General features: G+C 64.4%; 15 protein-coding genes. 7 read left to right on the plus strand and 8 right to left on the minus strand.

Annotated features, from left to right (window positions below; genetic code table 11):
* Positions 1-58: 58 nt before the first annotated feature.
* From EA796_RS00165 to EA796_RS00175, 3 genes are all read right to left on the minus strand, one after another.
* Entirely contained in the window at positions 59-4,345 is a 4,287-nt protein-coding gene (locus tag EA796_RS00165) for an AMP-binding protein (protein WP_256679042.1), read from the minus strand.
* Between the two features lie 300 nt (positions 4,346-4,645).
* A complete protein-coding gene (locus EA796_RS00170) occupies positions 4,646-5,152 on the minus strand; it encodes a YbhB/YbcL family Raf kinase inhibitor-like protein (protein WP_122107652.1) in 507 nt (168 codons plus the stop codon).
* A gap of 207 nt (positions 5,153-5,359) precedes the next feature.
* Positions 5,360-5,797, minus strand: coding sequence for a copper-binding protein (locus tag EA796_RS00175; protein WP_122107055.1), 438 nt, complete (start codon positions 5,795-5,797; stop codon positions 5,360-5,362).
* Positions 5,798-5,955: 158 nt separating this feature from the next.
* Between EA796_RS00175 and EA796_RS00180 the strand changes: the two genes are divergently transcribed.
* The 6 genes from EA796_RS00180 (at position 5,956) to EA796_RS00205 (ending at position 11,164) form a co-directional block, all read left to right on the plus strand.
* Positions 5,956-7,131, plus strand: coding sequence for an ABC transporter substrate-binding protein (locus tag EA796_RS00180; RefSeq protein WP_122107056.1), 1,176 nt, complete (start codon positions 5,956-5,958; stop codon positions 7,129-7,131).
* 70 nt (positions 7,132-7,201) lie between these two features.
* Positions 7,202-8,167 (plus strand): YVTN family beta-propeller repeat protein, encoded by a 966-nt coding sequence (locus tag EA796_RS00185; RefSeq protein WP_122107057.1) that lies wholly within the window; start codon positions 7,202-7,204, stop codon positions 8,165-8,167.
* Complete coding sequence (locus EA796_RS00190) at positions 8,164-8,979, plus strand: ABC transporter ATP-binding protein (RefSeq protein ID WP_122107058.1); 816 nt, start codon at positions 8,164-8,166, stop codon at positions 8,977-8,979. The genes EA796_RS00185 and EA796_RS00190 overlap by 4 nt, the downstream gene beginning before the upstream one ends.
* Positions 8,976-9,767: an ABC transporter permease gene (locus EA796_RS00195; protein ID WP_122107059.1), complete on the plus strand. Its 792-nt coding sequence runs from the start codon at positions 8,976-8,978 to the stop codon at positions 9,765-9,767. Before EA796_RS00190 ends, EA796_RS00195 begins: the two co-directional genes overlap by 4 nt.
* A gap of 129 nt (positions 9,768-9,896) precedes the next feature.
* Complete coding sequence (locus tag EA796_RS00200; protein ID WP_122107060.1) at positions 9,897-10,475, plus strand: PQQ-dependent catabolism-associated CXXCW motif protein; 579 nt, start codon at positions 9,897-9,899, stop codon at positions 10,473-10,475.
* A gap of 23 nt (positions 10,476-10,498) precedes the next feature.
* Positions 10,499-11,164 carry a response regulator transcription factor gene (locus EA796_RS00205; protein WP_021442089.1) on the plus strand — a complete coding sequence of 222 codons (666 nt, stop codon included), beginning with the start codon at positions 10,499-10,501 and terminating at the stop codon, positions 11,162-11,164.
* A gap of 92 nt (positions 11,165-11,256) precedes the next feature.
* Here EA796_RS00205 and EA796_RS00210 read toward each other — a convergent pair whose 3' ends face one another.
* The 5 genes from EA796_RS00210 to EA796_RS00230 all read right to left on the minus strand — a co-directional run bounded on the left by EA796_RS00210 (position 11,257) and on the right by EA796_RS00230 (position 18,037).
* The gene (locus EA796_RS00210) at positions 11,257-14,325 is read right to left on the minus strand and encodes an efflux RND transporter permease subunit (protein ID WP_122107061.1); all 3,069 of its coding nucleotides are present in this window, start codon (positions 14,323-14,325) and stop codon (positions 11,257-11,259) included.
* A 2-nt stretch (positions 14,326-14,327) separates the two neighbouring features.
* Positions 14,328-15,344: an efflux RND transporter periplasmic adaptor subunit gene (locus tag EA796_RS00215; RefSeq protein ID WP_021442091.1), complete on the minus strand. Its 1,017-nt coding sequence runs from the start codon at positions 15,342-15,344 to the stop codon at positions 14,328-14,330.
* Positions 15,345-15,493: 149 nt separating this feature from the next.
* Complete coding sequence (locus tag EA796_RS00220) at positions 15,494-16,288, minus strand: ABC transporter permease (protein ID WP_021442092.1); 795 nt, start codon at positions 16,286-16,288, stop codon at positions 15,494-15,496.
* Positions 16,285-17,217 (minus strand): ABC transporter ATP-binding protein, encoded by a 933-nt coding sequence (locus EA796_RS00225; protein ID WP_122107062.1) that lies wholly within the window; start codon positions 17,215-17,217, stop codon positions 16,285-16,287. The genes EA796_RS00220 and EA796_RS00225 overlap by 4 nt, the downstream gene beginning before the upstream one ends.
* Before the next feature lie 157 nt (positions 17,218-17,374).
* On the minus strand, positions 17,375-18,037 hold the full coding sequence (locus EA796_RS00230; RefSeq protein WP_122107063.1) for a transglutaminase family protein: 663 nt from the start codon (positions 18,035-18,037) through the stop codon (positions 17,375-17,377).
* Between the two features lie 143 nt (positions 18,038-18,180).
* Here EA796_RS00230 and EA796_RS00235 point away from each other — a divergent pair, with 143 nt between their 5' ends.
* Complete coding sequence (locus EA796_RS00235) at positions 18,181-20,628, plus strand: acyl-CoA dehydrogenase (protein WP_122107064.1); 2,448 nt, start codon at positions 18,181-18,183, stop codon at positions 20,626-20,628.
* The last annotated feature ends 126 nt before the right edge of the window (positions 20,629-20,754 follow it).

A 20,754-nucleotide genomic window follows, 5' to 3' on the forward strand; every position in this document is an offset into this window, starting at 1 on the left:
AACGACGAACCCGCTCTTTCGCAAGGGCGGGTCGCATATCACTTAGGACATCTGACTATCATGTGGCCTGAAGCAGTTGGTCTTGTTCCTGTCGCCCGTTCTCTCTCGCCACATCTACGAGAGCGGCAATTTCATGGAGATTTCGCGCCGCCATAATATCCGGCACCGACAACGTGAGCTTCTCGGTAGAGCTGGAGAACTCCGCTCGAAGCGTATTGGTGAACTGCACGACCCCGAGCGATGCCAAGCCACACTCCTCGAGACTCCATTCCGGTTTCGCTTCCATGCCGGTGGTTCTCTGCACGATTTGCAGGATCGCCGTCAACGTGTCCTCTACTGGCTGAGGTGCCAGAGTGTTTTTTCTGAGAGAGGAGACACCTATATTGAAACCGTGCCGGATGAATCGCTCGATGGGCTGCACCATTTTTCCGAAAATCACCACCAACCCGACCACGTAGAAATATTCGTACCACTCTACCGGCACTGGTTGAGGACTAAACCAGTAAAAGTCCTTCCGATACCCCCACCAGTTCCACCACTCCCCGTTACGCGTGATGGCATAGTACCACTGCCCGACAACCTGATGAAACAGAAAGCAAGCGTATGTGGTTGCCGCCAGAGTTTGAGAAATAGGATTCAAACGCAGGATCCGTGCAGTAAAACCCTGGCCGGTGCTTAACGCGAACACCCACAGCAAGGTAATGGGAGCGAACAACCGCGAGTTGATTTCATCCCAGATTCTGTGAACTATTCCGGGATCGGCGAAACTATCGGCAGCTTCGGGCCGGAGGAAGTAAGTATCCAGGGAGGCCTGCGTCACAGCTGCGCCATGGGGAATATAGCCTTGCAGTACATGCGCCGCACTCAGGGCGATCACGATCAAGGTGACGGTGTCCGCGACATAACCCCAAAGGTAAGCTCGGCGCTGTTCGGCGGGACGAATCGCGTCATACAGAAACGCTGCACACATGCCCATCACGAAATAGACCATCCAAAACGGAGCGAACAGATAAAAGCCCAGCATCACTGCATTGTCCTTATCCGCCATTTCCATTTGCGCGATGCTAGGGGATATCTTTTCGCCCGTCAGTTGGTCGAAGAAGCCATAGCCTGTTGCGTCAGCGGCATAACCGTACCAGAAGCCCAGCAGGATCAGCACATTAACGCCCAATCCCGATACGGTCAGCAGCAGCAGTCGCTTCGTATTCCCTCGGTTCTTATAGAGCGCGTTATACAGGACCGGGAAAACGACCAAGCACTGGAAGTACATGGATATGAACCAGAGATAGAAGCCCATAAACCAGGACGCCCCCCACAGCGGCGTGGCCGATAGACCTGTGAGGTAGATCACCACTGTCGAGAACAGGTTCGCCAGCCACGAGTCCTGCAGAAGCGGCGTACCCTCGCAGAACAATCGGTCAATATCTCCCGGCTGGGCATTCCAGTGAAACACGGAAGAGAAGGTCGATGGCTGGCAATGCGGCAGCAGGTTTATCAGCGCGAAGAGCAGCGCCAAGGCATAGAGTGGATACATCGATGACACGCGAGTCCAGACAAACGATGCCTTGCGTGTGATCAGTGCGGGCATGAAGACTGCCAGGGAATAGCCCGCCACCAGGAAAAAGGCATGCACATGCCAGGGGAACTGACGCAGGTTGGCGAAAGCCCCCCACGATTGATCGGAACCGATGTGCATGAACATCACATAGCACGCCAGCACGAACCTGAAACCCGCCAGCGTCGACCAATCCACCTTGGGCCTGTCGCTGAAACCTTGCGCAGCAGTCGGCGAACTTTCAGCGCAAGCGGCATGGGAGACCGGCGCTGTTTCGCTATGGGGAGCCCCTACATTGAGCACTTCCGCAAGCCCATTACGAATGTATTTTCGACTGGCTGTTTTCGGTAGGTCATCCTCGGCCACAAGCTTCCAGAAGGTCGGACACTTGTAGGAGGCCAGGCCTTCCTGGCGAAGAAAGTCCCTCATCTCCTTGGCGGCTTGCTGCTGACTGACCTTCTCCGAGACTGATGACGTCAGGACCAGCGCACAACCGACTTCTTCTCCATAGAGATCGGATGGAACAGAAAAACATATCGCCGTACTGATCCATGGATGCTGCGTCAGTACGCTCTCCACTTCGAACGGCGAGATCTGCTCACCTCCTCGCTTGATCAGTTCCTTGAATCTTCCCCGCAACGTCAGTGTTCCGTCGGAATCGATTTCGCCCAGATCGCCGGTCAAGAACCAGGTATGGAGCAGGCCGTCTTCGGGCGACTTCAGCAGGAAGCGGGATTGCTGATTGGCAGTCGGATTATGCAGATAACCGGTGAAGACAGTGGAACCAGAAATGGCCACCTCGCCCGCACTGCCGAAAGGCAGAGGCCGCAACGTGGTCGGATCGACCACTGCCAACGAAGCGATGACCGGCACACCGACCGATTCCTGGTTTTGCTGCCATCGTTCCCCCCTTCTGGGCGGCTGGGAAATCGGCATCTGCTCGGACATGCTGTAGGTGGTGACCACTTCGCAGCCGTAGATGGCACCGAGTACCTGGCGATCCGCCTCTTTCAGGGCTGCGGCCCCCGAGCGAATCACCCGAAGGTTATGGCCATGCCAGCGGCCATGCCGATCCAGATAGGTTTCCGAGTTATCCAGGAGATACCGCACCGTGGCATTGTGGATGGTCGGTACAGCCGAATACCAGGTGGGCCTGGGGTTGGAATCCGCGAGAGCCTCTACCATTCCCTGCGGGTTATACAGACCGTCACAGGTGACGGATGCGCCCACCGCGACACTGCACAGAATGGAAGCGCTGAGCCCGCCTATATGGTCCAGAGGCATCACGCTGTAGGTCACGTCGCTGGAACTGAGGCCGATACCGTCCGCCAGAATGGCGGCACTGATAACCAGGTCCCGCTGTCGCAACGGCACCACCTTCGGCACGGAAGTGCTTCCCGATGTACGCAACAACAGGCAATCGGCGCTCGGTGGATTGGCTAGCGCCGGCAGGCTGTGGAAATCATCGACCGGGTTGAGATACCGGAACAGACCGGGAGCAGCCTCCCCGCGGTGATAGGCGTGATGAAGGAGCGCCTTTCCGCTATCGGCGTAGCGCTCGAAGGCCGCATGCAGCCCGGGAGCGGCAACGCCTTCAAACAGCACGATATGCTTGACACCATACTGCTCGAGCGCCAGCAGAGTATCCGCCTCGCTCATATTGGGCGAAAACGGAACGGCGCAGGTCTGCGAGGCGATAGACAGAAACGCCACTGCCGCCACGGCACTTCCGCCGGGCGGAGCCAGATAGGCGACGACCTCCCCCGCCTGTACCCCCAGGCGACGCAGGTCGCCCTCACCTCCGGGCCGGCAGAATGAGAGCAACTGACCGTAGGTCGTGCACTTGCCTGCATCCGTCTCCCTGGCCAGCCGCAACAAAGGGGCATCGAAGGGTTGGGCAGCCAGCATGCCAACGATGGTTTCGGGCAGCCCCTGCGTGTCCACCTTCACCGCCGCGATCTGCAGATCGCTCGCAATCGCCCGGTAACTCCGCGGGCTGGACCGCTGCCATTCCAGCTTATCCGTTGCAACGGGGCGCAGATCGACCCTGCCTCGGGACCGGCCGAGAAATTGCCGTACCAGATCACGAGCCTCAGCGTTTTCACCATGATGCCGGGCGATTTCGTGGCCGCCCGCCAAATAGAAGACATCGGTAGCAGTCGAGTCCAGAGAAGCGGCGAAGGATTCCGACCATGGTCGGTAGTCGTCTTCTCGCCCTATCAAGTGAAGACTATGGATCTGGGGAGAGGCTTGAGGCGCTGGGCCCAATTCTGCTTTCAATCGCAGCTCAGGTAGCGGGAGTGAAGATCCAGCACAGGCAATGACGGCAGCATTGAAAGGGATTCCATTTGGCAGCGGGCAAGAGATGCTGCGCTGCTGCAAGGCCGATATCAGCGCCTGGTCCGCGGACAGCCCATTGACCAGGTTTGCGATCAGTCCCCCTTGGCTGAAGCCGAACACCGCATCAAACGGGCCGTCGTTCTGCAGAATCGAAAGTACATACTCGACGGCATCGCATATTGCATTACGCAGCGCCCGACCGTCCGCCCATACCCCATCATCGTCGGGAAGCCACGAATACCAGGGCCCGGGCACCAGCTCTTCTAATTCTGCTATTCCCGGGCCAGGTCTATCCGACGATATTGGCCCGTCGACATACAACACGTCATACTCGGCCTCGGATATTCCGAGATTTCTTAACTGCAACCTGGTAACGCCGCCATTACTGCCCCGCCCATGCAAAGCCAGAATTCTTATTTTTGCCGCAGGCATATCCGCCAACATATTCATAGCAATTCCCTTTTAAATGTCTAAAGACATCGAAGCGCAGAACGAAAAATCGCTTTACTTATCGAAACCTCCGAACTATCCGGCTGCTCGGAATATCTAAGCGCATGCCATCAAGCCCCTGCACCGCGAACCAACGTTCCTTTAACTTCCACTCAAAAAAAATATCCCCGAGCACAGGCTGGGGGATATTTATCTTCATGCTTCAGCCAAAGCCGCTACAGCCCTGAGAAGGTTTTATTGATACGTGGTAAGTGACACGTAACAATTTCACTCTCAGTAATTAGCGCAGCTGAAAACGGCTTATTTACGCTCGTACAAGGCCTCGATAGTGCTCGAGGCAATGGCATTGGCGCGCACCATATAACCAGTCAGTGCCCCAGAGGCGTCCTCGGGCAGTTCCAGCTTTTTCGACAGCGCGAACACAGTGAACTGATAGCGGTGCACGCCATGGCCTTCGGGCGGGCAAGCCCCACCGAATCCGGCGACGCCGTAATCGTTCCTGATGCTGATGCTGCCGGCCGGTACCACGGCACCGGCAGCCAGGGAAGTCACCTCCTTGGGGATGTTCACCACCTGCCAGTGCCACCAGCCACTACCGGTCGGGGCATCCGGGTCATAGGCGAACACGGCGAACGCTTCGGTACCTTCCGGAGCACCGCTCCAAGACAGTTGCGGCGACTGGTTGCCACCGCTGCAGCCGAACCCCTGGAACTCCTGAGCATTGCTCATGGGCTTGCCCTGGGCGATATCGCTGCTGGTCAGCTGGAAGGACGCTGCCTGGACGGCAGAAGTGAAAAGAAGGGACATTGGCAGAGCCAATTTGAACAGTAGATTAGGCACAGGAATGATCTCGCTTAAACACAAGGCGCGAAGATCATAGGGATTGCCAGGCGAGCCGGTTAGCCCGAAAACAATCAACTTTTCTCCCAAAACGGTCGCCACCTGCTGATCCTGCGCGAACGCAGCGCACTGGCAGGCACGGGCATGGGTGGCGGAGCGCCCGAAGGCGCCTATCTACTTGACCACGAAATAACCGAGCATGCCCTTGCCTTCCAGGCCCTTGGCGTAGAAGCGGTATTTGCCCGGTTTGACCGGCAGGAAGAATATCTCCGCCTCGCCGGCGTCCTCGAACTCCAGCTCGGTGAGGGTCACCGCCTTGATCTCCACGCCGCCGGCCTCGACCTTGCGCAGGTAGATGGACGTGGCGAACTCGGGCGCCTGGAAGGCGTATTCCTTCTGCCCGCTGGCGATGATCCTGAGCTGATAGGCCTGGCCGGTCTGCAGCTGGTACTCGCTGTGCGACATGGCGTAGTCGCTTTCCTCGCTGCCCAGCACCAGGTCGGGCAAGGCGACCGGCCGGCGGGTCATATCGCCGGCGGCGTGCAGGCTGTCGACGCCGAGCAGGCTGAGGATCAGCAGCAGCGGCAGCGTAAGGACTTTGATAATGCGCATGGGGGTTCACCTGATGTTTTTATGAGTCTGGTGACCATGCTAGGGAGCGGGCGACCATTGCGGTTTACTACCTTGGTACCGCCCCGCTGGTACTTTGGGCATATTTCCCGAGGCGGGGGCTGTTCCTATGCTGGGGCCATCCGACCGGGAGCCGCCCCATGCGCCAGATTCGCCAGTCCGCCCTGCTAGTTCTCGCCCTGCTCTGCGCCGGCGTCGCCTGTGCCAGCGACCTGCAGGTGCGCATCGGCTACCTGGCCCACCTGCCGCCGCGCGGCCCGCTGCTGTCCAACGTCATTCCCGAGCCGCTGGACGCCGGCCGCCGCGGCGCCGAACTGGCGATCGCCGACAGCAACAGCACCGGGCGTTTTCTCAAGCAGGGCTACAGCCTCGAGGCAGCCGAGAGCGAGGATGCGGCGACTCTACTGACCACGGCCGATGACCTGCATGCGCAAGGCATTCGCCTATTTGTGGTCAACGCCCCGGCCGCGACCCTGCGCCAGCTCAGCCAGCGTCTGCCGGACAGCCTGCTGCTCAACGCCGGCAGCGCCGACGACGGCCTGCGCCGCGAACAGTGCCTGGGCAACCTGCTGCACACCCTGCCCAGCCGCGCCATGCTGGCCGATGCCCTGGCGCAGTTTCTCGCCGTGCGCAAATGGACGCGCTGGCTGCTGGTGACCGGCAACACCGAGGGCGACCTCGCCTATGCCGAGGCGCTCAAGCGTGCGGCCAAGCGCTTCGGCCACAAAATCGTCGCGGAAAAACCCTGGAGCTTCGACAACGACCAGCGCCGCAGCGCCCAGGCGGAGATGCCGCTGTTCACCCAGGCCAGCGAGTACAACGTGGTGCTGGTGGCCGACGAGCGCGGCGACTTCGGCGAGTACCTGCCCTACAACACCTGGTACCCGCGCCCGGTGGCCGGCACCCAGGGCCTGACCCCGACCGCCTGGCACAAGAGCGTGGAGACCTTCGGCGCCGCGCAACTGCAGAAGCGCTTCGAGGAACTGGCCGGACGCTGGATGAACGACCGCGACTTCGCCGCCTGGATGGCTGTGCGCAGCCTGGCCACAGCCATCACCAAGCAGCGCGAGGCCGACCCACAGGCCATCCGCCGCCTGCTGCTGAACGAACAACTGCCGCTGGACGGCTTCAAGGGCCGCAAGCTGAGCTTCCGCCCGTGGAACGGCGAGCTGCGCCAACCCATACCGCTGGTACACCCGCGCGCCCTGGTCAGCACCTCGCCGCAGGACGGCTTCCTGCATCCCAGCAACGAGATGGACAGCCTCGGATACGACCGCCCGGAAGTGAGCTGCGATCTGGCCGGTAACGCGAATTGATGGTGCGCACCCGACCCTAGGGTGCGCCGTGCGCACCGGCAAAAACCGACATAAAAAGAGGATCAACCCCATGCGCCTTACCCGTCTCGCCTGCGCCGTCGCCTTCGGCCTGGTCTGCCACTCGGCCCTGGCCGCCACTGCCTATGTGTCCAACGAGAAGGACGACAGCATCAGCGTGATCGACCTGGACACGCTGGAGGTCACCGATACCCTGGCCGTCGGCATGCGCCCGCGCGGGCTGCTGCTGTCCTCCGACAACAAGCTGCTGTACATCTGCGCCAGCGATTCGGACCGGGTGCAGGTGATGGACCTGGCCACCCGCACGATCGTCAAGGAGCTGCCCTCCGGCGCCGACCCCGAGCAGTTCGCCCTGCACCGCAACGACCGCTGGCTGTACATCTCCAACGAGGACGATGCCCTGGTCACCGTGGTCGACACCCAGAGCGACGAGGTGCTGGCGCAGATCGAGGTGGGCGTCGAGCCCGAAGGCATGGCGGTGAGCCCGGACGGCAAGTGGGCGGTCAACACCAGCGAGACCACCAACATGCTGCACTGGATCGACACCAGCACCCAGCAACTGGTGGACAACACATTGGTCGACCAGCGCCCGCGCCATGTCGAGTTCGACCAGGATGGCAAGCGCCTGTGGGCCTCGGCCGAGATCGGCGGCACGGTCACGGTGATGGACGTCGAGGCGCGCGAGATCCTCAAGGTGCTGCGCTTCGCGATCAAGGGCGTGCACCCGGACAAGGTGCAGCCGGTGGGGGTCAAGCTCAGTGACGACGGCAAGTACGCCTTCGTCGCTCTCGGCCCGGCCAACCATGTGGCGGTGGTCGATGCGCAGAGCTACGAGGTGCTCGACTACCTGCTGGTGGGCCGGCGCGTCTGGCATATGGCCTTTACCCCGGACCAGCAGCGCCTGCTGACCACCAACGGGGTGAGCGGCGATGTGTCGGTGATCGATGTCGATACGCTCAAGGTGAGCAAGTCGATCAAGGTCGGTCGCTACCCCTGGGGCGTGGTGGTGACGCCATGAATGCGCTTGAGGTGAGCGGCGTCGGCTTCGCCTACGGGGCGCGCCAGGCGCTGAACGACCTGGCCTTCGAGCTGGCACCCGGACGCTTCGCTGCCCTGCTCGGCCCCAACGGCGCCGGCAAGTCCACCCTGATCGCCCTGCTCACCCGCCTGTATGAGCTGCAGCAGGGCGATATCCGCATCTTCGGTCACAGCCTGCGCCGCGCGCCACGCCAGGCGCTGCGCCAGCTGGGCGTGGTGTTCCAGCAAAGCACCCTGGATCTGGACCTGTCGGTGCAGCAGAACCTCGCCTACCACGCCGCCCTGCACGGCATGCCCAGGCGCCAGGCGCAGGCGCGTATCGACGAAGAGCTGCTGCGCCAGGATCTCGCCGAGCGTCGTCACGACAAGGTGCGCACGCTCAATGGCGGCCACCGCCGCCGCGTGGAGATCGCCCGCGCCCTGCTGCATCAGCCACGCCTGCTGCTGCTCGACGAGGCCAGCGCCGGGCTCGATCCGGCCAGCCGCCAGGCCCTCGGCCGGCATGTGCGCAACCTGTGCCGCGAGCAGGGCCTGAGCGTGCTGTGGACCACCCACCTGCTGGACGAGATCGAGCCTGGCGACGAGCTGCTGATCCTGCATCGCGGCGAGCGCGTGGCCCGCGGCAAGGCCGCCGATTTCGGCGACGACCTGGCCACCAGTTTCGCCCGCCTGACCGGCGACGAGGCCCTCGGCCGCGGCCATGTGCGCGAGGCGATTCGGCCGAACCTGGACGCCCAGTCCCCTAGGAGCGGCTTCAGCCGCGAACATCTCGCCGAGGAACCACAAGCATGAGCGCCTACTGGTACTGCCTGCGCGGCATCGTCCTGCGCGAATGGCTGCGCTTCGTCCTGCAGCGCTCGCGCTTTCTCAGCGCCCTGGTGCGGCCGCTACTGTGGCTGTTGGTATTCGCCACCGGTTTCCGGGCGGCGCTGGGCATCGCCATCATCGAGCCCTACGACACCTACATCACCTACGACACCTACATAGTGCCCGGCCTGGCCTGCATGATCCTGCTGTTCAACGGCATGCAGGGCTCGCTGGCGATGGTCTACGACCGCGAGATGGGCAGCATGCGCGTGCTGCTCACCAGCCCGCTGCCGCGCGCCTTCCTGCTCGCCGCCAAGCTGCTGGCCACCGCGCTGATCTCGCTGCTGCAGGTCTATGCCTTTCTCGCCATCGCCTGGGTCTACGGCGTGCAGCCGCCAGCCTGGGGCCTGCTCGCCGCCCTGCCAGCGCTGCTGCTGGTGGCGCTGCTGCTCAGCGCGCTGGGCTTGCTGCTGTCCAACGGCATCCGTCAGCTGGAGAATTTCGCCGGGGTGATGAATTTCGTCATCTTTCCGCTGTTCTTCCTCTCGTCCGCGCTCTACCCATTGTGGAAGATGCGCGAATCCAGCGAGTGGCTGTACTGGCTGTGCGCGCTCAACCCCTTCACCCACGCCGTGGAGCTGGTGCGCAACGCCCTCTACCTGCGCCTGCACGTCGAGGCGCTGCTGATCTGCAGCGGCCTGACCCTGCTGCTGACGCTGCTCGCCGTGGCCAGCTTCAACCCGCAGCACGCGGCGCTACGCAAGGCCGGTTGAGCCACGTTCTGGCCGCTGGCCATTACGACTTCTACTACTTTGGTACTGCTTTTGCTCTCCATCGTAGAATTTCCAACGCAGCAGTCCTGGCCTCTAATACCTGCATAAAAAGAACAGAGGCCCACGGTCATGAAACACTGCCTTGCCCTGCACGCGGGGCTGCTCCTCGGCACCAGCCTGCTAGCGCCCGTGACGCTGGCCGAAGTCGCCCTGTTCGCCGCCGACGGCTATCGCCAGACGCAATACCGCAGCCCCACCCCGGCCACGCTGGAAGGCGCGCGCACCCTCGACACCCCGGCCCTGCAGCGCCTGCTGCGCGAACAGCCGCACACCCGCCTGATCGACGTCTACCGCCGCACCTGGTTGAACGGTCGCTTCGTCGAGGACGAGGCACACGCCAACCTGCCCGGCAGCCTGTGGCTGGCCAACACCGGCGACGGCCGGCTCGAGCCGCGCTGGCAGCGCTACTTCGAGCTGCACCTGCGCAACGCCAGCCAGGGCGACCCGGACTGGCCGCTGGTGTTCTACTGCCGCTCCGATTGCTGGCTGAGCTGGAACGCCACGCGCCGCGCCTACCGCCTGGGCTACCGCCAGCTGTACTGGTACCGTGACGGCATCGACGCCTGGGAGCAGGCCGGCCTGCCCCTGGTGCCCGCCCAGCCCGCCGAACTGCCCGGCGCTTTCTTCATCCCCAACGCCGCACCATAATCACAACAACGAGGTGAAAGGCCATGTACAAGATTCTGATTGCCGACGACCACCCACTGTTTCGCGAAGCCATCCACAACGTCATCGCCGACGGCTTCCCCGGCAGCGAGATCATGGAAACCGCCGACCTGGACAGCGCCCTGGAACTGACCCAGGCGCACGACGATCTCGACCTGATCCTGCTCGACCTGAACATGCCCGGCATGCACGGCCTGGGCGGCCTGATGAACCTGCGCAACGAGGCGCCGACCATCCCGGTGGTGATCGTCTCCGCCGAGCAGGACAAGCAGATCGTGCTGCAGGCCATCACCTACGGCGCAGTGGGTTTCATCACCAAGTCCTCGCCGCGGGCGCAGATGACCGAGGCCATCGCGCAGATCCTCGACGGCAACGTCTACCTGCCGCCGGACATCATCCGCTCGCAGAAGAGCGGCGGCCACCGCCACCACACCGACCACCACAGCATCCCGCCGGAGCTGCTGCAGGCGCTGACGCGCAAGCAACTGCTGGTGCTCGAACGCATGACCAAGGGCGAGTCGAACAAGCAGATCGCCTACAGCCTGGATATCGCCGAAACCACGGTCAAGGCCCATGTCTCGGCGATCCTGCGCAAGCTGGGCGTGCACAACCGGGTGCAGGCCATTCTCTCCGCCGGCGACATCGACTTCGCCGCCTACCTGCGCCGCTGATCCGCGGCGTCAGCACGCCCTAACACCAGATGGCCCGGAGGCAATCCGGGGACGCTTCCTGCCCGGCTGGTCGCTCGCGGGTGGCATCCGGGCTACGAAACGGCCGGCTCCTCGTCGATCATCCGCAGCGGCGCCCAGCGGCGCAGCAGCAGGTACAGGGTGGGAATCACGTAGAGGGTGAAGAAGGTGCCCACCAGCAGCCCGCCGACTATCACCAGGCCGATCTGCTGGCGACTCTCGGCGCCGGCGCCGGTGGCGATGGCCAGCGGCAGCGAACCGAGGACCATGGCCCCGGTGGTCATCAGGATCGGCCGCAGGCGCTGCACCGACGCCTCGATCACCGCGGCGCGTAGCTCCTTGCCCTCGCGCAGCAGGTGATTGGCGAACTCGACGATGAGGATGCCGTGCTTGGTGATCAGGCCGATCAGGGTCACCAGGCCGATCTGCGAGTAGATGTTCAGGGTGCCGCCGAACAGGGTCAGGGCGAGCAAGGCGCCGGCCATCGACAGCGGCACGCTGAACAGGATGATCAGGGGGTCGCTGAAGCTCTCGAACTGCGCCGCCAGCACCAGGAAGATGAAGGCCAGGGCCAGGGCGAAGATCAAGGCGATACCGGCGCTGGATTCCTTGAAGTCGCGCGAGGTGCCGGTGTAGTCGTACTGGGTATCCGGCGGGAACACCTCGCGCGCGGCAGCCTCCAGATGGTCCAGCGCCTCGCCCAGGGTGTAGCCGCTGCCGACGTTGGCGGTGACGGTGACCGCACGCAGCTGGTTGAAGTGGTTGAGTTCGCGCGGCGCCACGGTCTCGCGCACCGAGATCAGGTTGGACAGCTGCACCATGCCGCCCTCGCGATCGCGCACGTAGACCCGGTCGAGGTCCTGCGGGTTGCTGCGGTCGATGTCCTGCAACTGCACCAGCACGTCGTACTGCTCGCCGCTCTGCTTGAAGCGGGTCACCTGGCGGCTGCCGAACAGGCTTTCCAGGCTGCGGCCGATCAGCGCCACATCGGTGCCCACCGCCACCGCCTGCTCGCGATTGACCGCCACCTTGAGCTGCGGCGTGTTGAGTTTGAGGTCGCTGTCCAGGCTCTCCAGTCCCGGATAATCGCGCACCCGCTCGAGCAGCTGCTCGACGTAGCCCTGCAGCTCGGCATACTCCATCGACGAGCGGATCACCAGGTTGATCGGCTGGTTGCGCGCGCTCTGCCCCAGCGGCGGGCGGTTGACCGGGAACACGCGCATGCCGGCGATATCCTGCAGCTTGGGCAGCAGCTCGTTGCGGATCTCGAACTGGCTGCGGCTGCGCTCGGCCCAGTCCTCCAGCTTCATGAAGGAAATGCCCTGGGCCACCGTGGGGAAGCCGGCGATGACCATGTAGCGGTTGGTTTCCGCGATGCTCGCGTAGGCGGCCTCCACCTCCCGCGCGTAACGCGCGGTGTAGTCGATGGTGGCACCGTCCGGGCCGTTGAACACCCCGACTATGGTGCCGGTATCCTCGGTCGGCGCCAGCTCCGAACGCAGCCCGTTGAACAGCCAGGCGCAGACCACGAAGGCCAGCAGCAGCACGCCGAGCACCAGCGGCCAGGTACGCAGGGCACTATCGAGACTGTGCTTGTAGCTGTAGGTGACAGCGTTGAGGAAGTTCTCGATCAGGTTGTACAGCCGGCTGTGGCGCTCGCCGGCCTGGTGCGGCTTGAGCAGCACCGCGCACATCATCGGCGTCAGGGTCAGGGCGACGAAACCGGACACCAGCACCGCGCCGGCCAGGGTCCAGGCGAACTCGGTGAAGAGTTTCCCCGTGGTGCCCTGCATGAAGCCGATCGGGGCGAACACCGCGGCCAGGGTCAGGGTCATGGCGATCACCGCGAAGGCGATCTCGCGGCTGCCCTTGAACGCCGCCTGCATGGGTTTCATCCCCGCCTCGATATGGCGGTGGATGTTCTCCAGCATGACGATGGCGTCGTCCACCACCAGGCCGATGGCCAGCACCATGGCCAGCAGGGTCAGGGTGTTGATGGAAAAGCCCATCAGGCTCATCAGGGCGAAGGCGCCGATCAGCGACACCGGGATGGTCACCAGCGGGATGATGGTGGCGCGCAGCGAACGGAGGAAGATGAAGATGATCAGGATGACCAGCCCCACCGCTTCCCAGATGGTGATGAAGACGTTGTCGATGGACTCGCGGATGAACAGCGAGTTGTCGTTGGCCACCGTCATGTGCATGCCCTCGGGCAGCAGCGCGCGGATCTCCGGCAGGGCCGCCTCGAGGCCGGCGGAGATGTCCAGCGGGTTGGCCGTGGCCTGCTTGATCATGCCCATGGACACCGCCGGGCGACCGTTGAAGCGCACCACGCTGCGCTCGTCGCGCGCGCCGATTTCGGCATGGCCGACGTCGGCCAGGCGCAGCAGGTAGCCCTGCGAATCATCGAGAATCAGCTCGTTGAACTGCTCGGGCGTGCTCAGGTCGGTTTCCGACAGCACGGTGAACTCGCGCTCGCGCGATTCGATGCGCCCGGCGGGAATCTCCACGTTCTGCCGGCGCAGGGCATCTTCCACGTCCTGCACCGTGAGGTTGTGCGCGGCGAGCTTCTCCGGGTCGAGCCAGATGCGCATGGCGAAGGTGCGTGCGCCGCGAATCTGCACCTCGGACACGCCGGGAATGGTCTGCAGGCGATCCTTGATCACCCGCTCCAGCACGTCGGTGATCTCCATGGCGTTGTAGCGGTCGCTGTAGGTGGCAATCCAGATCACCGGCTGGGCGTCGGCCTCGACCTTCTGCACTATGGGCTCGTCGATCTCGTCGGGCAGCAGACCGCGCACCCGGCCGAGACGGTCGCGTACGTCGTTGGCCGCCTCGTCGGCATTGCTGCCGAGGCGGAACTGGGCGGTGATCTGGGTATTTTCCGAGCGGCTGATGGAGCTGACGAAATCCAGCCCCTCGATGCCGGACAGCACGTCCTCGATCGGCTGCGCCACCTGCGACTCCATGATCTCCGGGCTGGCGCCGGGGTAGATCACGTTCACCGTGACGATGGGCACGTCGATATTGGGGTATTCGCGCACGCTGAGGCGGTCGTAGGCCATCAGCCCGAGCAGCACCACGATCAGCGACAGCACGGTGGCGAACACCGGCCGGCGGATGCAGATATCGGAGAGGATCACCGCTAGCGCTCCCCGCTCTTGCTGCGCACCGCCAGGCCCGGGCGTACCTTCTGCCAGCCGGCGCTGATCACCGTCTCGTCGCCTTCGAGGCCTTCGCGCACCTCCACCAGGCCGTCGAAACGCTTGCCCAGGCGCACTTCGCGCTGCTCGACGCTGCCGTCCACCACCAGGTTGACCAGCAGCTGCTCGCCCACCGGCATCACCGCCTCCTCCGGAATCACCAGCGCCTCGGGGCGCTCGGCGAGGATCACCGAGACGCGGACGAACTGGCCGGGGCGCAGACGGCGGTCGTCGTTGCCGATATGGGCGCGGATCGCCTGGCTGCGGCCGACTTCGTCCAGACGCGGGTTGATGGCGAAGATCTCGCCCTGGAAGCGCTCGCCCGGATAGGTGTCCAGGCTGATTTCCACCGTCTGCCCCAGGCGTACCTGGGCCACGGCCTTCTGCGGGATGCGGAAGTCGACCTTCAGCGGGTCGAGCACTTCCAGGTTGACGATGTTCTGCCCGGCGCTGAGGTAGTCGCCGACGCTGGCCTGGCGCAGGCCGAGTACGCCGTCGTAGGGCGCCTTGATCTGGGTCTTGTCGAGCCGCGCCTGGGCCAGCGCCTGGCTGGCGCGGGCGGCCTGCAACTGGCTCTGCGCCTCGTCGAGGGCCTGGGCGTTGCTGGCGCCGCGCTGGAACAGCATCTGCGCGCGCTGGTGGTTCTTCTCCGCCAGGTCGAGGTTGGCGCGCGCCTGGGCCAGTTCGGCGCGGGCGATGGCATCATCGAGGCTGACCAGCAGGTCGCCGGCGGTCACCGCCTGGCCCTCGCGAAAATGCAGACTGGCCAGACGTCCTTCGATTTCCGGGCGGATCATCACCGACTCGTCGGAGCGCAGCGAGCCGAAGGTGATCAGCTCGTCGCGCACCGCCATCTGCTTGACCGGCACCACTTCCACCACCGGTCCATCGGCGGCCAGCACCTGACCGGCCAGCAGCGCCGACAACAGCAGAGGCAGGGAACGCAGCAGCACGGCCATATACAACCCCTCTTGTATGTATAAGCCGAGTCTAACCTTCTGCTCTCTCAATGACAGCGGGGCAAGATATTTCCCTATGTTTTTGTGGCCTGCCATCCCTGGCAGCCTGGGGCCTCGCCAGGCGCGGTCAAGCGCTTCTGGCGAACCCCTTACTGACGCATGCCGCGGCCGCTGACCAGCAGGCGAATGCACAGGGTGTACAGCACCGCGGTGGCCAGCAGCATGAAGCCGATGGCCACGCCGATGCGGATGTCCGACACGCCGAGGATGCCGTAGCGGAAGGCGTTGACCATATGCAGGATCGGGTTGCCCATCGACACCGCCTGCCAGAACGGCGGCAACAGGGTGATCGAATAGAACACCCCGCCCAGGTAGGTCAAAGGGGTAAGGACGAAGGTGGGGATGATCGAGATGTCGTCGAAGTTGCGCGCGAACACCGCGTTGACGAAGCCGCCCAGGGAGAAGATGGTCGCGGTCAGCAACACCACCAGCACCGTCACGCCCAGGTGGTGCACCTGCAGGTGGGTGAAGAACAGCGACAGCAGGGTGACGATGAAGCCCACCGCCAGGCCGCGCAGCACGCCGCCGACGACGAAGCCGACGAGGATGGTGTGCGGCGACACCGGCGACACCAGCAGCTCCTCGACGTTGCGCTGGAACTTGCTGCCGAAGAAGCTCGACACCACGTTGCCGTAGCTGTTGGTGATCACCGACATCATGATCAGCCCCGGCACTATGTACTCCATATAGCTGAAGCCGCCCATGTCGCCGATCTGCCGGCCGATCAGGTTGCCGAAGATGACGAAGTACAGAACCATGGTGATCGCCGGCGGCAGCAGGGTCTGCGGCCAGATGCGCAGGAAACGGCGCACCTCGCGGTGGACGATGGTGCGCAGGGCCACCAGGTTGGCGGCGAATTCGCTGTTGAGGTACTGGGTATTCATGGCGCCACCTTGGCCAGGTTCTTTTCCACCAGGGAGACGAACAGCTCCTCCAGGCGATTGGTCTTGTTGCGCAGGCTGAGCACCTCCACCTGCTGCTGCGCCAGCTGCTGGAACAGCGCATTGAGGCCCTGGCTCTTCTCCACCTGCACCTCCAGGGTGTGGTCGTCGAGCAGCCGCGCCGGGTAGCCCTGCAGCTGCGGCGCCACCGCGTGGGTGTCCTTGAGGTCGAGCAGGAAGGTCTCGACGTGCAGCTTCTTCAGCAGGTCCTTCATGCTGCTGTGTTCGACGATGCGGCCGTGGTCGATGATGCCGATGTGGCGGCACAGCTGCTCGGCCTCCTCCAGGTAGTGGGTGGTGAGGATGATGGTGATGCCCTGCTGGTTCAGCTCGGTGAGAAAGCTCCACATCGAGCGGCGCAGCTCGATGTCCACCCCGGCGGTGGGTTCGTCGAGGATCAGCAGGCGCGGCTGGTGCACCAGCGCGCGGGCGATCATCAGGCGGCGCTTCATGCCACCGGACAGCTCGCGCGAGGCGACGTTGCGCTTGTCCCACAGCCCCAGCTGGGTCAGGTACTGCTCGGCGCGTGCCTTGGCGATGCTGCGCGGAATGCCGTAGTAGCCGGCCTGGGTGACGACGATGTCGAACACCTTCTCGAACTGGTTGAAGTTGAATTCCTGCGGCACCACGCCCAGGCAGCGCTTGAGCGCCGACGGCTCGCGGTCGAGGTCGTGGCCGAACACCTCGACCGTGCCGCCGCTCTTGTTCACCAGGGTGGAGAGGATGCCGATGGTGGTGGACTTGCCGGCGCCGTTGGGGCCGAGCAAGGCGAAGAAGTCGCCTTCGGCGACGTCCAGGTCGATGCCGTGCAGAGCCTGGAAGCCGTTGCCATAGGTCTTGGTCAACTGGCGGATGGTCAGGGCGGAGCTCATGAAAATGGGGTTTCCCGCGCTAGGGTGGAGTCAGCATAGATGGGGGTAGGGGCGACGATTTGCAACCGGTTGTTGCGGCCATCGGCGCATGCCGACCTGCACCCTACCCAGGCCGACGCGCGGAGAAAAGCCCGCCCTGGCGATCTTGACTATCGATTCAGTCGATAGCAGCCGCCTCGGCCTGCATGTCGCCGCTCATGAATGCCGCGTCGGCGGCGAACAGATGCGGATAGCAGCGCTGCAGGTGGTCGAAGAACAGCTGCTCGGGCAAGTCGGCGAACTGGCCGTGATCGACCAGGTACTCCATATAGCGCTCGCCCTTGTCGTTATAGGGATGGAAGACGCTGTCGTGGACACCGTCGAACTCCAGCGGCGCCACCTTGAACACCCGGCACAGCGCCTCGTTGAAGGCCGGCGTGGCCTTGACCCAGCGCCCGTCCAGATACAGCTCGGTGTAGCCGTGCATGGCGAACACCTCGCTGCGCAGCAACTGCAGCAGGCGCGGCGTCGACAGGTGATTGCGCACGTCGGCCAGGCCGATGCGCGCCGGGATACCGCAATGCCGCGCGCAGGCCGCCAGCAGGTTGGCCTTGGGCACGCAGTAGGACTCGCCGGCGAGCAGCGCGTGGCTGGCCTTCAGCGTCTGCGGCTCGCGGCTGAACACATAGGGGTTGTAGCGGATCTGGTCGCGCACCGCGCGGTACAGCGCCACGGCCTGGTCGCGCGGATCGCGCCCGGCGCCGCGCCAACGCTCGGCGAACTCGATTAGCGCAGGGTGGTCACTGTCAATGAAGCGGCCGGGTTGCAGGTAGGTCTGCATGGGTCGTGCTCCCAAGGGTTTGCCCCAGTCTAAGCGCGCCGATCGCGCCATAAAAACGGCGATCCGGCCAAGCTGCCCCGCCTTGCCGCCAATTCGCGACTAAGCTCGTGGCGTCGTCCGCTGTCACTCATGGAGGAACACACATGCTCGTTATCTGGTTACTGGTCCTGCTGCTCGGCGTGGCCTACCTGGCCCACAGCCGCAGCGCCGCCCTGCCCGCGCTGGGCATCACCGCCGCCTACCTGCTGGCCATGGCGCTGCTGAGCCCGGTGCCGGGCTGGTTGCAACTGCTGCTGTGGGCGCTCACCGGTGCCGTGGCGGCCTTCGTGCTGCTGGTCGATCTGCGCCGCCAGCTGTTCAGCGGCCCGCTGTTCGCCTGGTTCCAGCGTGTGCTGCCGCCGATGTCGGATACCGAGCGTGACGCCATTGAGGCCGGCACCGTGTGGTGGGACGGCGAGCTGTTCAGCGGCCGCCCCGACTGGGACAAGCTGCTGGCCTACCCCAAGGCGCAGCTGACGGACGAGGAACAGGCCTTTATCGACGGCCCCACCGAAGAACTCTGCGCCCTGGTCAACGACTGGCAGGTCGGCCAGCAGCTGGACCTGCCGGAAAAGGCCTGGGAGCACATCAAGCAGCACGGCTTCTTCGCCCTGATCATTCCCAAGCAATACGGCGGCAAGGGCTTCTCCGCCTACGCCCACTCGCAGGTGGCGATGAAACTGGCCACCCGCTGCGGCGACCTGGCCTCCACCGTGATGGTGCCCAACTCCCTGGGCCCGGCCGAACTGCTGCTGCACTACGGCACCGATGCGCAGCGCCAGCACCATCTGCCGCGCCTGGCCAGCGGCGAGGACATTCCCTGCTTCGCCCTCACCGGCCCGCTGGCCGGCTCCGACGCCGGCGCCATGCCGGACACCGGCATCGTCTGCAAGGGCCAGTGGCACGGCGAGGAAGTCATCGGCCTGCGCCTGAACTGGGAGAAGCGCTACATCACCCTGGCGCCGGTGGCCACCCTGCTCGGCCTGGCCTTCAAGGCCTATGACCCCGAGCACCTGCTGGGCGAAGAGGAAGACCTCGGCATCAGCCTGGCGCTGGTGCCCACCGATACCCCCGGGGTGGAGATCGGCCGTCGCCATCTGCCGCTGGGCGCTGCCTTCATGAACGGGCCGAACAGCGGCAAGGACGTGTTCATCCCGCTCGATTACCTGATCGGCGGCCAGGAGTACCTGGGCAAGGGCTGGATGATGCTGATGAACTGCCTGTCGGTCGGCCGTTCCATTTCCCTGCCCGCCGGCGGCACCGGTGCGGCCAAGCTCGCCAGCCTGGTCAGCGGCCAGTACAGCCAGATCCGCGAACAGTTCGGCGTGCCGCTGGCCGCCTTCGAAGGCATTCAGGAGGCACTGGCGCGTATCGGCGGCAACACCTGGCTGATGGACAGCGCGCGCATCCTCACCGCCAGTGCCGTCGACCTCGGCGAGAAACCCTCGGTGCTGTCGGCCATCCTCAAGTACCACCTCACCGAACGCGGCCGCGAGTGCGTCAGCCACGCCATGGACCTGCACGGCGGCAAGGGCATCATCATGGGCCCGAGCAACTACCTGGGTCGCGCCTGGCAAGGCGCGCCGATCTCCATCACCGTGGAAGGCGCCAACATCCTCTCGCGCAACCTGATGATCTTCGGCCAGGGCGCCATCCGCTGCCATCCCTACGTGCTCAAGGAAATGGCCCTGGCCGGGCGCGACGACAAGGACCAGGCGCTGGCCGAGTTCGATGCCCTGCTGCTGCGCCATATCGGCTTCGCCGTCGGCAACGCCGCCAGCAGCCTGCTGCTCGGCCTGAGCCTGGGGCGCTTCGGCCAGGCCCCCGGCGACAACCTCAGCCAAGCCTACTTCCGTGCCCTCGGCCGCCTGGCCGCGGCCTTCGCCCTGTGCGCCGACAGCAGCATGATGCTGCTGGGCGGCGAGCTGAAGCGCCGCGAACGCCTGTCCGCGCGCCTGGGCGATGCGCTCAGCCACCTCTACCTGGGCTCGGCGGCGCTCAAGCGCTACCACGACCTGGACTACCCGCAAGCCGTGCAGCCGCTGGTGCGCTGGGCCATGGAGGAAAACCTGTTCCACGCCGAACGGGCCCTGGCCGAGCTGCTGGCCAACTTCCCCAATCGCGCCTTCGGCTGCCTGCTCAAGATCCTGGTGTTCCCCCTCGGCCGCCGTCACCGCGGCCCGAGCGACGCGCTGGACGCCGAAGTGGCGGCGATTCTCGGCCGTCCGGCCGGCGATCCGGCGCTGGAGGCGCTGCTTGCCGGCTGCTACCGGCCGCAAGCCGAGCAGGATGCGGTCGGCGCCCTGCAACACGCGCTGCAGCTGATCGACGCCAGCCGCGATGCGCGCAAACGCCTGCAGCAGGCGCTCAAGGACGGCAGCCTGCAACCGGCCCCCGGCCAGGATGCCATCACCGCGGCCATCGCCACCGGCCTGCTCGACGGCGAGGCGGGCCAGCGCCTGCAGGCCGCCGAAGCGGCGCGCCGGCGGGTGATCGACGTCGACGACTTCGCCAAGGAGGAGCTCAAGCTCGGCCGCGGCAAGGTGCGCTAACACCCTAGCCCGGATGCAATCCGGGAGAGATGTGCAGGATTTCCCGGATTTCATCCGGGCTACGCATACAGCGACCAAGGCCCGGTGAAACGGGACAGCGGGCGCCAGGCTCTCTATACTCCTGCG

Source organism: Pseudomonas sp. AOB-7, from assembly GCF_003696305.1.
Lineage (GTDB): Bacteria > Pseudomonadota > Gammaproteobacteria > Pseudomonadales > Pseudomonadaceae > Aquipseudomonas.

What these genes read in the sequence shown, in the direction of transcription:
- EA796_RS00175 (WP_122107055.1), bottom strand. Translation starts at nt 5,797, where the DNA reads ATGCGCATTATCAAAGTCCTTACGCTGCCGCTGCTGCTGATCCTCAGC.
- EA796_RS00165 (WP_256679042.1), bottom strand. Translation starts at nt 4,345, where the DNA reads ATGAATATGTTGGCGGATATGCCTGCGGCAAAAATAAGAATTCTGGCT.
- EA796_RS00235 (WP_122107064.1), top strand. Translation starts at nt 18,181, where the DNA reads ATGCTCGTTATCTGGTTACTGGTCCTGCTGCTCGGCGTGGCCTACCTG.
- EA796_RS00180 (WP_122107056.1), top strand. Translation starts at nt 5,956, where the DNA reads ATGCGCCAGATTCGCCAGTCCGCCCTGCTAGTTCTCGCCCTGCTCTGC.
- EA796_RS00190 (WP_122107058.1), top strand. Translation starts at nt 8,164, where the DNA reads ATGAATGCGCTTGAGGTGAGCGGCGTCGGCTTCGCCTACGGGGCGCGC.
- EA796_RS00205 (WP_021442089.1), top strand. Translation starts at nt 10,499, where the DNA reads ATGTACAAGATTCTGATTGCCGACGACCACCCACTGTTTCGCGAAGCC.
- EA796_RS00230 (WP_122107063.1), bottom strand. Translation starts at nt 18,037, where the DNA reads ATGCAGACCTACCTGCAACCCGGCCGCTTCATTGACAGTGACCACCCT.
- EA796_RS00220 (WP_021442092.1), bottom strand. Translation starts at nt 16,288, where the DNA reads ATGAATACCCAGTACCTCAACAGCGAATTCGCCGCCAACCTGGTGGCC.
- EA796_RS00170 (WP_122107652.1), bottom strand. Translation starts at nt 5,152, where the DNA reads ATGTCCCTTCTTTTCACTTCTGCCGTCCAGGCAGCGTCCTTCCAGCTG.
- EA796_RS00200 (WP_122107060.1), top strand. Translation starts at nt 9,897, where the DNA reads ATGAAACACTGCCTTGCCCTGCACGCGGGGCTGCTCCTCGGCACCAGC.
- EA796_RS00215 (WP_021442091.1), bottom strand. Translation starts at nt 15,344, where the DNA reads ATGGCCGTGCTGCTGCGTTCCCTGCCTCTGCTGTTGTCGGCGCTGCTG.
- EA796_RS00225 (WP_122107062.1), bottom strand. Translation starts at nt 17,217, where the DNA reads ATGAGCTCCGCCCTGACCATCCGCCAGTTGACCAAGACCTATGGCAAC.
- EA796_RS00185 (WP_122107057.1), top strand. Translation starts at nt 7,202, where the DNA reads ATGCGCCTTACCCGTCTCGCCTGCGCCGTCGCCTTCGGCCTGGTCTGC.
- EA796_RS00195 (WP_122107059.1), top strand. Translation starts at nt 8,976, where the DNA reads ATGAGCGCCTACTGGTACTGCCTGCGCGGCATCGTCCTGCGCGAATGG.